This window comes from Nonomuraea sp. NPDC049607 (assembly GCF_040675375.1).
GTDB lineage: Bacteria > Actinomycetota > Actinomycetes > Streptosporangiales > Streptosporangiaceae > Nonomuraea.
In genome coordinates this window covers 26,138-37,892 of the sequence record NZ_JBFAOV010000057.1, presented here as the reverse complement: position 1 = coordinate 37,892, position 11,755 = coordinate 26,138, and the positions used below count along the sequence as shown (strand labels likewise).

Below are 11,755 nucleotides of genomic sequence, written 5' to 3'. Positions count from 1 at the left end.
CCGGCGATCACGCCGGTACGGCGGCCACCCACCGGGTCAGCCGGCCAGGAGCTTGTGCAGGTAGCGGACCTGCTCCTCGGTCTGGTAGCCGGACCCGCCCTCGTGCCCGTTCCAGGGCCAGACGTTGATCTCCTTCGGTCCCTGCCAGTGGTTGTAGGCGGCGAAGACCGTGGAGGGCGGGCAGACGGCGTCCATGAGCGCGACCGAGTACAGCGCGGGCACCCGGCCGCGCGCGGCGAAGTTGAGGCCGTCGAAGTACGACAGCGTGCGGAACAGCTGGTCGGCGCCGTCCCTGCGGGAGGCGAGGAAGCGCACCAGCTCCTGGTACGGATACTCGTCGGTGATCTCGACCGCCCGCCGGAAGTGCGTCAGGAACGGCACGTCCACCAGCGCCGCCCGCACCGACGGGCGCAGCGCGGCCGTGGCCTGCGCGATCGCGCCGCCCTGGCTGCCGCCCGAGACCACGATGCGGCTCTCGTCCACCGCCGGGTGGGCCGCGGCCACGTCGACCGCCCTGGCCGCGTCGGTGAACACGCGGCGGTAGTAGTAGTCCTCGGGGTCGAGGATGCCGCGCGTCATCATGCCGGGCGCCTGCACGTTGGCGCTGCCGTGCGGGTCGCCGGTCACGCCGGGGCTGCCCGGGCTCGCGCCGCCGTGCCCCCGGGTCTCCATCACGAACACCGCGTATCCGGCCGTGGGCCACAGCAGGTGGTCCTTCGGGAAGCCGCGCCCGCCGCTGTAGCCGATGTAGTGCATCACGCACGGCACCGGCTCCTGAACGCCGCGCGGCAGGATGAACCAGCCGCCGATGCGGTGGCCGCCCCAACCGGCGAACGACACGTCGTAGACGTCGACGCCGCTCAGCGGCAGGTCGTAGGGCACGAACTCGGCGGCCGGGTCGAACCTGCCTGCCTCGGCCAGCGTACGGGACCAGAAGTCGTCGAAGTCGGCGGGCTCGTCGCGGTCGGGGAGGTAGCCGCGCAGCTGCTCGATCGGCAGGTCGAACAAGGACATGAGGGGAACTCCAGCCTGTAGGGAACCCTGATATTTCACCTCATCGGTGCAGGTAAGCGCTATCCTCCGCGGGCCGGAAGCTGAAAGCGCGCGAGCGGGGTAGTGGCGAGCGCGTGAGCGAATACGTGATCGAGGTTCCCTCCTCCCATCTCTATCCCGGCCTGGTGCTGGAGGCCCCCGCGCACGCCGAGGACTTCCTCGTGCTGTTCGCCGACGACTCCGAGTCGCGGGCCCAGCTCCTCGGCGACGCCTCGGGCCGTCCGGTGCTGCGGGTCGGCGGCTACATGACCACGAACGGCACCGTCATCGACGAGCGGGTGTGGACCGTGCGCGAGACCCTGCGCACCGGCGACCGCCTGCGCATCCGCCTCGGGCGCTCGCTCCCCTCCCCGGTCGGGGGCTAGCGTCCCCCTGTGAGGTCTTTCACCGGGATCGTGGCGGGCGCCGCGGTGCTCGCGCTGTCGCCCGTGGCCGGGCTCGCCGCGCTGGCCGGGACGGCGATGGTCGGCGCGCGGCCCGGGGTGTTCACGGGGACCGGCCTCGCCGTGTTCGCCTCGCTGTTCTTCCTCGGGCTGCTGCTGTGCGTGCCCCGGCCGGGCCCGGCGTGGGGACGGTGGTTACGGGCGGCGCTGATCCTGGCCGTGGAGGCGGCGGTGGTCTGGCAGGTCGCGGGCGCGACGCTGACGCCGCCGCCGGTGCCGGTCGCGGCCGGGCCGCCGGTGGCCGGGCAGCGCGAGTGGCGGCTGGCGACGGGGTCGCGGCTGGCGTACGTGCGGGTCGCGCCGAAGCGGGTCACCCGGCCCGAGCCGGTGGTGTTCCTGTCCAGCGGGGCCGGCGTGGCGGACGTGGCCACCGATCCTGCGTTCTACCGGCGCCTGGCCACCGACGGGTACGAGGTCTACGTCTACGACCAGGTGGGCACGGGACGGTCGGCGCGGTTGCCGGACCCGGCCGCGTACGGGCTGGGACGGGACGTGGCGGACCTGGAGCAGGTGCGGCAGGCGATCGGCGCCCGCCGGCTGAACCTGGTCGCGCGCGGCGGCGGTGCCCGGCTGGCGGCGGCCTACCTGTCCGTCCATCCGGACGGGGTCGCCAGGGCGGTGCTCGCCTCCCCCGCCGGGCTCGACCAGGTCCGTTCCGCGTCGCTGCTGGACGACGGACCGCCCGGCCCCCGGCTGCTGGCGGTGTACACGCTGCTGCGGGTCGAACCGGCGGCGGCGCACGCGTTCGCCGGCGACGCCGAACTCGACGCCCGCACGGCCGCGACCGCGGGGTCCGGCGACGACACCGCGGCCCCCTGCCCACCACCACCGCCGCTCCCCGCGAGCCCGAAGACCACGAGTACCCCGGCCGCAGCGGACGGTTCGGGGAGATATGCGAGCCTGGTGGAGCGGCCGTCGCCGCCGGGGCTGCGGGACGGGCTGGCCCGGGTGACGGCGCCCGTCCTGGTGGTCAAGGGGCCGTGCGACGGGGAGAGCTGGTCGGCGGCCACCGACGTCCGCCGGGCGATCCCCGGTTCCGGGTTCGCCTACGCCGAAGGGCGGGCGGCCTACCTGGGGACGGTGCGGGCGTTCCTGGCGGACCGGGCGGTGCCCCCGTACGAGGCGGCCGCGCCGCCGCCCGGATACCTCGGCCCTTGGTGATGCGGCCGGCTCACCGGCGGGCGCGGGCGCAGGAGCCCGCCGTCGCCGCCGCCACCTTCCAGTCCGGCCCCGGGAACGGCGACATGAAGTGGGTCAGCAGGTCCACCGCGTAGTCCGGGGTCTGCCCGCCGGGGTCGAGGAAGGACACCATCTGCGGGCCGTCGGCGCCGCGCAGGGTGACCGAACCGCCCCTGCCGGCGGCGGCGAAGCCGGGTTTGGCGTCCACCGTGAGGCAGGCCAGCCCGATCCCGGCGGCGGCGATCTCCTGGCGGGCGCCGATGCGGCGCATGCGCTGGTCGTAGCGGCGCAGGGCGAGCGAGGTGGCCCGGGTGAGCCGGAGCGAGCCGGTGAAGACATCCTCGCCGATCTTCCTGCTCAGCCTGACCCGGAGGGAGACGTCGGGCCGCAGGTCCACGCCCTTGGCGGCCAGGTCGAGGCGGTCGTAGGCGCCTTCGAAGCCGGGCGCGAGGAACCCGGCCGCCGCCGGAGCCTTGAGCCCGAACGGGATGCGTCCCGGCCGGACCCGCAGCCAGGACATCCGCCGGACCGTCATCGACACCTCCCGAACCGCGCTCGCGCCCAGCGCGAAGTCCCCGCCGACCTCGTAGGTGAGGAAACCCGTGGTGTACGGGACCTCCTTGGACACGGCGATCCGCTGCCGGGCGACCGGGCCCGCGCGCAGCCCGGCGGCCACCGCGATCCGGCCCGTGGGCCCGGGTTTGGAGGCCAGGTCGAGCGACTGGTCGGGGTTGAGCCTGATCGTGGTGTCGGCGGCCAGGTCCTCGACCGTGAGCGAGACGGCGCCGAGCCGCCCGGAGGGGTCGACCAGGCCGCCGTCCACGCCCAGGTGGCCGTCCAGGGTGCTCGCGCCGCCCCGGTAGGTGATCACCGGGACGCTCAGCCCGGCGGACGAGGCGTCGGCGTCCAGGCCGAGCACCGCCGGCACGTCGGTCAGCCGCAGCGCGCCGGTGCCCCGGCCGGGCAGGGTGACCTCCGCGGTCAGGCGCTCGACCGGCGCGGAGTTCCGTACGCGCACCCGGGTCCTGGCCCCGTACGCGGCCCGCACGTCCACGGCGGCGGGAACCGGGTCGAGGGCGACGTGGCCGCGCAGCCCGCCCGCCTCGGCCCGTACGTCGAGCGCGCCCAGGGTGGCGGACGGCTCGACGCGGTAGGCGACGTGCCCGGCGTCGAACGGCCCCAGCGACAACCGGGTGATCCTCGACGGCAGCCGGGTCAGCGTGGCCCGTGCCTTGACCGGGACCGGCGCGAGCACGCTGCTGGCCAGGTAGAGGGCGAGGGTGCGGCGCCTGGGCGCGAACCCGGCGAAGGCGACCGTGCCGCCCGCCGGGTCGATCGTCACCTGGCTGGGCAGGCCGGTGACGTCGAGGTAGCCCTGGAGGCCGTAGCAGCCGCGCCCCGCCGTGCAGAACGGGCCCTGTGCGCAGCCCTCGGTTCCGGCCGGGCAGCCGCCGTCCACCAGCGAGAGGCCGTCCCGCACGGCGGGGGCGGGCCGCATGCGGGCCAGCGCGGCGGTCCTGCCGAGCCAGGCGCGGGCGGTCACGCCGAGCCGGGAGCCGGAGTAGCTGAGCCTGCCCTCGGGCGTGGCGGCGACGGTCAGGTCGCCCGGCACCGGTCCCACCCTGCCGAGGACGCCGAAGCGCGTCTCGCCCAGGACGATGTCAGCGTCCACGGCGAGCCGCTGCCGCGCGGCGCGGAACCCGGCACGGAAGCCCTGCCCGGACGGGCCGATCTCGACTCTCCGCAGGCCCTTGACCAGCACGCTCGCGTCCAGGTCGCCGGTGGCGCGGTCGTAGTGAGCGGCCAGGTGCGGGCCGTCGGGGGACGTGGCGCCGTCGTGGTTGGCGACGGCCAGGGCCGCCGATCCCACCGGGCCGGACAGCCCGTGGAAGCGGTAGCCGCCGTCCTTCCAGGCGGCCTCGAAGCGGGCCGGCACGCCGGTCACGTCGGCGGCGGCCCGCAGCACCCGGCCGCCCGTCCTGATCCTGGCCAGCGCCGACACTTTCGCCACGGGGGCGCTCGCGGTCCAGGCGAGGGTGCCGGTCGTGGTGTCGGCGACCAGCTCGGCCCGTTTCCGCACCCCTTGCACCGCCACCCGCACGTCGTCCCCGCCCGCGGCGCGTCCGGCGTTCCCGAGGGTGGTGACGTACGACCTGGCCGCGTACAGGCTGAGGTCGCGGAGGCGGCCGGACGTGGTGACCTCGACCGACGAGCGCGCGCCCAGCGTCCACGCGGTCCGTACGTCCTCGCGCACGCCGCGGACCGTGCCGTCGATCGTCGGCCCGTTCCGTACGTCGGCATAGGCGGCCCTGGCCCGGTCGATCACGCCGCTGGCCCGGTAGACGGCCCGTCCGGCGGCGGGGTCGAGGGAGAGGTCGACCTCGGCGGGCGTGTTGGAGATCTCCAGTCGTGCCAGGCGCGTCCCGTCGACGCCGGCCGCGCCCACGAAGGACCGGCGGCTCGCCCTGGCCTTCAGGTGCGCGTGCGGCGCCGCGCCGTACGTGACGTCGAACGCCGACAACCCGGACAACAGCGCCGAGATCCCGACCGCGTCGCCGTTCTTGATCATGGTGACGTGGCCGCCGGAGGGGCTGGAGACCGCGCCGCCGCCACGTTGCAGGATCGCGGCGAAGCGGCCGATCGGCGAGCTGGCCGTCTGGGTGACGCGCCGCGCGGCCGGGTCGTTCTCCATGCGGACCCGGGCGGGCAGCCCGCTCAGCTCGGCCCGCAACACGGTCCTGGACGCGGCCCGGTCGTAGTAGAGCACCTCGGCCGAGCCCGTCCGCGCGGGCCGGGACGACTCGACGGTCAGCGTCTGCCCGCCGCCGGTCGAGGCGTAGGCGGCGGTGAAGGAGCGGGGCACCTCGCGCAGCCCGGCGCTCACCACGGTGGCCAGGCGGCCGTCGCGGTAGAGGTGGCTGTGCAGCTCGGCGCGGGCGATCGGGGCGGGGGCGGTGAAGCGGATCCGTCCGCCGGACAGGCGCACCCGGGCGCGGGTGGGCATGCGGTCCAGTACGGCCTGCGTGTAGCGGGTCCGGGAGACGGCGATCGCGTCGAGCCTGGCGGGCCGGGAGGCGGTGACGTCCAGCTCGACGGCCCCGGGCTTGGAGGTGGCCTCCGACGCGGGTGAGCCGAGTGCGGCCTCGACGGTGAGTCGTTCGGTGGCGGGGGTCTGGCGCAGGCTCACGGTGGTGCGCCCGGTCAGCCCCGCCAGGGTGACGGCGGACGCTCCCGGGTCCTTCCTGGTGACGCTCGCCCTGACCGTCCCGCCTTCCTGGTCGACGGTGAACGTCCCGCGGTCGAGCACCGAGAGCGACGCGCCGGCGCGCAGGCCGTCGAACCCGACGGTCACCCTGTCGTCGTACTCGGCCCAGACCAGCGCCTTCACCTTCTGCCCGGACAGGCTCCTGACGGCGAACCCGAGCCCGACGTCCCCCTTTCCGGGGTTCGCGGCGGGCACCAGGTCGGCCGCCAGGTCGGGGAGGCCGTCGCCGGTGACGTCCGCGGCGACCGGTACGGCGACGGGCCTGCGCGCCGAGCACGCCACCGTCCGCGCCACCCCCATCACACACAACCGGTACGTCAGCGCCTGCCCCTTCACCATCCGCCCGCCCTGGGCCAGGGGGGTGTTCAGGCGCAGGGCGTCCAGAGCCCTGGTCACGGCGGAAGGCGGGCGCAGGAGGGTCAGCGGCGCGGCACCGGTCGTGTCGGGGAGCAGGGCGGCGGGGTCGGGGGCCTGCCGCCCGAGCCCCTGCCGTTCCTGCCGCCGCGCGGCCAGCGCGGCGATCCCGTCGGCGAGGGACGTTCCGGCGGGCGTGGTGATCTCCGGTCGTTCCGGCCCCACCGGCCCCTCTCCCATCGGCCGGACGGCGGGCGACGGCCCGGAACGAACGGTCACCACGGCCGGCGGCGGCTCCTTCACCGCGGGCACCACCACCTGACCAGGCGCTGAAGCCCGAACGGCGGCCGTCGTCGCGGCATGGCTGGAGACGGCGAGCGGCCCACCCGCCAGCGCGGTGGCTGCGATGGACGTCGAAGCGAGCACGCGCAGGAGGGCGTGCGGCATGAAGCGTTCCCCCGGACCGGTCTAACTCATCCCATCAGAAACAATGGTCACGAGATGACCATATTTCCTCACTAATCGTCAAACTCGCCCCGACATGGAACTCCAGTTTCTGCCCCCTCGCCGGGCCGCTACGCCGCCCGGCGGACCCCCGTCCGGCTCACCGCCGTGACCACCGTGGCCGCCACGGCGAGCACCAGCAGGACGGTCACCGCCAGCCGGTAACCGTCCTGCAGCACGTCGGCCACGCCGGACAGCCGGGACGGGTCGGCGGCGTAGACCAGGTGCCGCTCGGCGGCCGGCACGGACGCGGCGACGATGGCCAGCGACATGGCGGTGCTGATCACTGTCGAGACGTTGACCAGCATGAGCCGGACGCCGTTGACCACGCCGAGCCGGTTCTGCGGCGCGTCCATCATGATCGCGGTGGTGTTGGCCGTGATGAACAGCCCGCTGCCCGCGCCCACCAGCCCGAGCGCCGTCCCGAGCCAGGCGTACGGCACGGACGGGTCCAGCGCGGCCAGCATGACCGCCATGCCCGCCGCGCTCAGCGCCGATCCGGCCACGGCCACCGTACGCGGGTGGAAGCGTCCGGTCAGCGCCCCGGCGACCAGCGAGGTCAGGGCCGAGGCGGCCGAGACGGGCAGCACGGCGAGCCCCGCCTGGGCGGGCTCGAACTGCCGGGTGGACTGCAGGAACAGCGAGATCACCAGCACGATCGAGAACTGCCCGAGCGAGTTGAGCACGGCCGCCAGGTTGGCCAGCGCGAAGCCGCGGTCGCCGAACAGCCGCAGGTCGAGCAGCGGCGTCCGGCTGCGCCACTCGACCAGCGCGAACACCGGCGCCGCCGCCGCGAACGCCACCCCGCCCGCCACCACCCACGGGCTCAGCCAGCCCAGCGAGCTGCCCTGCGACAGGGCCAGCAGCAGCCCGCTCAGCCAGGTGAACAGCAGGACGATCCCCGGCAGGCCCAGCCGCTCGCGCGGCCCCCTCGGCACCGGCCGGAGGGTGACGGCGCCCCAGACGATGGCCGCGACGCCGACGGGCACGTTGAACCAGAAGACCCACCGCCAGCCCGCCGCACCCGCCAGGAACCCGCCGAACGACGGCCCGACCAGCCCCGCCACGGAGATGATGGCCATGTAGACGGCCATGCCGCGGCCCAGCCGGGCAGGCGGGAAGGCGCCGGCCAGGATGGCCGAGCTGTTGGCGAGGATCATGGCCGAGCCGCACGCCTGGGCGACGCGGGCGGCCAGCAGCAGCTCGATCGAGGGCGAGAACCCGGCCGCCAGGCTCGCCGCGGTGAACACCATGAACCCCAGCAGGTACGTGCCGCGCCTGCCGAACAGATCGGCCACCCGTCCGAACACCACCAGCCCGACCGAGCTGACCAGCATGTAGGCCAGCAGCACCCAGCTCGCCAGGAAGGCGTCGGCGTGGAAGTGCGCGACGACGGCGGGCAGGGCGACGTTGAGCGAGCTGGAGTTGAGCCCGGTCAGGAACATGCCGAGGCTGGTGACCGAGACGGCTCGCCAGGCGTACCGCAGCCGGGCGGCCTCGTCCTCCGCCGCCGCCCCCACGACCGGCTCCGACACGACGGCCTTGGACGGGCACTCAGTCACACCGGACCGCCTGAAGATTCATGCGCCACTCTTTCTAGAATCTTCCTCTAGGAAAGAGGGCGGCCCGTCGATTGTCAAGATCCCGTCCGCGCGCAGGCATACCGGTGCCCCCGGTCAGGCGCGGCCTGGGGCGCTCAGTTCAGGGCGCGCAGGGCCTGCTCCAGGGTGTCGCCGGTGCCGACGGCCACTTCGCCGCCGTCGCGGTCACGGGCCACGGCGATCACGCCGGACCCGGTCGGATGGCGGCTCAGGGTGACCGTGCAGCCGTCGCGCAGCAGCGCGTCGGCGCCGCCCGCCCCCGGCGGCGCGACCTGCTCGCCCACCCGGGGACCGAGCAGGCGGGTGGCCGCGATCAGCGCGGCGACCGGCGTCCGGTGCCGGGCCAGCAGCACGGGACTGTCGTCGTACGGCTCGGCGACCTGCCGGACGAGGTCGCCGAGCTTGGCCTTGCCCGTGGACAACGACACCACCGGCAACCCGGCCAGCACCCCCGAAACCTTGGACAGCGGCACCAGGGCGGCCCACTCCCAGCGCTCCCGGGTGATCAGCGTGACCTGCCCCTCGCCCGCCGCGCTCACCAGCGCCCCCCATCGGGACCGCGCCTCCTCGACCCCGATCGGGACGCCCAGTCTTTCCTCCAGCTCGCTGTAACTGATCATGAGAATATCGTAAGGCGCCTTACGGCCGCCCGCGTCTCCCCCCGACCTGCCCGGTCGCCGTCGCGGGTCAGCCCCTCCGGCTGAGGCGCACTCTCCGGACGAGCTCCTCGGCGGCCTCCGGCCACTCGGGGTGTTCGAAGGCGAAACCCGCCTCCAGGAGCCGGCCCGGGACGACCCGGCGGCTCTTGAACAGCAGCTCGGTGTCGGACCGCAGCGCGTACGCGCCCAACTCGGCCATCCACCGCGTCGCGGGCAGGCCCACCGGCACGCCCCAGGCGGACCGCAACGCCCGCATGAACGCGGCCTGCGGCAGCGGCCCAGGGGCGGCCAGGTTGACCGGTCCGCTCAGGTCGTCCCGCCCGGCCAGGAACTCGACCGCGCGGACGAGATCGCGGTCGTGGATCCAGGACACGTACTGGGCGCCGCCCGCGACCGGCCCGCCGAGGCCGAGCCGGGTCAGGCGCAGCAGCACGTCGAGGACGCCGCCACGATCGGGGCTCATCACCATGGCGGTGCGCAGGCCGACCTTGCGCGTGTACGGGGTCTCGGCCCGTTCCTGCTCCCGCTCCCACGCCTTGGCGATCTCGACGCTGTAACCCCAGTAGCCCGGCACGCCGGGCTCGTCGCCGCCGATCAGGCCGGTCGCCTCGTCGTTGGGCGCGTCGAAGCGGTGGGCGTAGACGGTGGCGGTGCTCATCTGCAGCCAGACCCGGGGCGGGCGCCCGGCGGCGGCGATCGCCCGGCCGACGGCCCGGGTGGAGCGCACCCGCGAATCCATCATGGCCCGCAGGTTGGCCGGGGTGTAGCGGCAGTTCACGCTCCGCCCGGCCAGGTTGATCACGAGGTCGCTGCCGTCGATCTCCCGCGTCCACGCGCCCGGGGTCTCGCCGTCCCAGGCGACCTCGCCCGGACGGGTCGGCCGCCGGGTCAGGATCACGACGTCGTGTCCGGCCGCGGTCAGCGCCCGGCGGAGGATCTCGCCGACCTGCCCGGTGCCTCCGGGAATCACCGTCTTCACCCGGTCGACACTACTCCGGGCTTTTGAACGCGTTCAGCGAGGGGTCCCGCGCGGCTGGGACGCGCTCGGCCGGCGTGTGCCCGGCCTCGGGTGGATCACTTCAGGGCGTGCATGTCCTCGTCGGTCAGGGCGAGGTCGGCGGCGTCCAGGTTCTCCTCCAGGTGGGCGGGCGAGCCGGTGCCCGGCGTGGGCAGGACGACCGGGGAGCGGTGCAGCAGCCAGGCCAGCGCCACCTGCCCGGACGTCGTGCCGTGCCGGGCGGCCACCCGTTCGATCGCCGTGCCCGCCCCGGTGGCGAGGGAGCCGTTGCCGAGGGGGAACCAGGGCAGGAACGCGATGCCCAGCTCCTCGCACCGCGCCAGCACCGGCTCCGACTCCCGGTCCAGCACGTTGAAGCGGTTCTGCACGGACGCCGGCCGCAGGATCGTCAGCGCCTCGTCGAGCTGGTCGAGGGTGACGGTGTCGAGCCCGATGTGCCGGATCTTGCCCTCTTCGCGCAGCTCGGCGAGCGTGCCGAGCTGATCGGCGAGCGGCACCGCGGGGTCGATGCGGTGGAGCTGGTAGAGGTCGATCGTCTCGGTGCGCAGGCGGCGCAGGCTCGCCTCACACATGGCGCGCAGGTCCTCGGGACGTCCGGCGGGATGCCACGTGTCCGGCCCCGTACGGACCACGCCGCCCTTGGTGGCCAGCACCAGCTCGCCGGGGTACGGATGAAGGGCCCGCGCGATCAGCTCCTCGGCGACGCCGGGGCCGTAGTTGTCGGCGGTGTCCAGGAGCGTGACGCCGCGCTCGACGGCCCGGCGCAGCAGCGCGACCGCCTCAGCGGACGGCAGACGCGGGCCCCAGTAGCCGGGGCCGGTGAGCTGGGCGGTGCCGTAGCCGAGGCGGCGTACCCGCAGCTCACCGGCGATCTCGAACGTCGTGCCCACCACTGTGCCCGCCACTGTGCCCGCCCCTCTCCTGACGAAGGGGCCCATCGTACGGCCGCCGCCACCGCTGTGTTCCGCGCACCCCTCCGACACCCGCTCAGAGCATCGCCACCACCGCGTAGCGTTCGTCGGTGATCTCCTTGCCCCACAGGGCCGGGTCGGGAAGGGGATGCACCTTCAGGTCGCCGACCAGGGGGCGGAGGGCGGCGGTCAGGTTGACGGCGGTGACGCCGCCCATCCAGGGCAGGCGCTCGCCCGGCACGTAGCCGGACTGCTCGCCGGAGCTCTGCCAGCGGCCCTCCACCAGCACCAGCCGGCCGCCGGGGCGCAGCAGCGACACCCAGCGGGTCAGCGCCGCCTCCGGGTCGGGGATGGTCCACAGCAGGTGACGGACCAGCACGACATCGAAGCGGCTGTCGCCGACGGGCGGGTCGGCCGCGTCGCCGGTCAGCACCACGGCGTCGGTGGCGGCCAGCTTGGCGCGGGCTCGCCCGACCATGCGCGGGGCGAGGTCGACGGCGGTCAGGCGGTGGCCCTGGGCGGCCAGGAGCAGCGACAACGAGCCCGTGCCGCAGCCGAGGTCGAGCACGTCGAGCGGCCCTGCGGGCACCCACTCGGCCAGCCGCGCCGCCCAGGCGGCCCTGGTCGCGGGGTCGCGGAGCCCGTGGTCGGCTTCGTCGTCGAAGGAGTCGGCGGCGGCGTCCCAGAAACCGGCGATGGTCGTCATGGCCCGCATCCTGACAGGCGGCACCGACAGTTCCGCGACGTGCGGGCGGACGGGATCGGCGG

Annotated in this window: 9 protein-coding genes; 2 read left to right on the top strand and 7 right to left on the bottom strand. The window is 74.8% G+C overall.

The genetic code is table 11. The annotated features are described in order from the left end of the window. Positions 1–36: 36 nt before the first annotated feature. The gene (locus AB0J97_RS48500) at positions 37–1,014 is read right to left on the bottom strand and encodes an acetylxylan esterase (RefSeq protein ID WP_364103283.1); all 978 of its coding nucleotides are present in this window, start codon (positions 1,012–1,014) and stop codon (positions 37–39) included. Positions 1,015–1,127: 113 nt separating this feature from the next. Between AB0J97_RS48500 and AB0J97_RS48495 the strand changes: the two genes are divergently transcribed. Together AB0J97_RS48495 and AB0J97_RS48490 are read left to right on the top strand one after the other, a co-directional pair. Next, positions 1,128–1,418 (top strand): hypothetical protein, encoded by a 291-nt coding sequence (locus tag AB0J97_RS48495; RefSeq protein WP_364103280.1) that lies wholly within the window; start codon positions 1,128–1,130, stop codon positions 1,416–1,418. A 9-nt stretch (positions 1,419–1,427) separates the two neighbouring features. Continuing rightward, positions 1,428–2,657: an alpha/beta hydrolase gene (locus tag AB0J97_RS48490; protein WP_364103277.1), complete on the top strand. Its 1,230-nt coding sequence runs from the start codon at positions 1,428–1,430 to the stop codon at positions 2,655–2,657. Between the two features lie 10 nt (positions 2,658–2,667). Here the strand turns inward: AB0J97_RS48490 and AB0J97_RS48485 are convergent, their stop codons facing one another. From AB0J97_RS48485 to AB0J97_RS48460, 6 genes are all read right to left on the bottom strand, one after another. Then, positions 2,668–6,741, bottom strand: a complete 4,074-nt coding sequence (locus tag AB0J97_RS48485) for a hypothetical protein (protein ID WP_364103274.1) — start codon at positions 6,739–6,741, stop codon at positions 2,668–2,670. A 128-nt stretch (positions 6,742–6,869) separates the two neighbouring features. Then, complete coding sequence (locus AB0J97_RS48480) at positions 6,870–8,360, bottom strand: MFS transporter (RefSeq protein WP_364103271.1); 1,491 nt, start codon at positions 8,358–8,360, stop codon at positions 6,870–6,872. Between the two features lie 134 nt (positions 8,361–8,494). Beyond that, positions 8,495–9,019, bottom strand: a complete 525-nt coding sequence (locus tag AB0J97_RS48475; RefSeq protein ID WP_357706565.1) for a hypothetical protein — start codon at positions 9,017–9,019, stop codon at positions 8,495–8,497. Positions 9,020–9,086: 67 nt separating this feature from the next. Continuing rightward, the gene (locus AB0J97_RS48470) at positions 9,087–10,037 is read right to left on the bottom strand and encodes a TIGR01777 family oxidoreductase (RefSeq protein WP_364103267.1); all 951 of its coding nucleotides are present in this window, start codon (positions 10,035–10,037) and stop codon (positions 9,087–9,089) included. A 95-nt stretch (positions 10,038–10,132) separates the two neighbouring features. After that, the gene (locus tag AB0J97_RS48465) at positions 10,133–10,981 is read right to left on the bottom strand and encodes an aldo/keto reductase (protein ID WP_364103264.1); all 849 of its coding nucleotides are present in this window, start codon (positions 10,979–10,981) and stop codon (positions 10,133–10,135) included. Positions 10,982–11,063: 82 nt separating this feature from the next. Further along, complete coding sequence (locus AB0J97_RS48460) at positions 11,064–11,693, bottom strand: class I SAM-dependent methyltransferase (protein WP_364103261.1); 630 nt, start codon at positions 11,691–11,693, stop codon at positions 11,064–11,066. Positions 11,694–11,755: the final 62 nt, after the last annotated feature.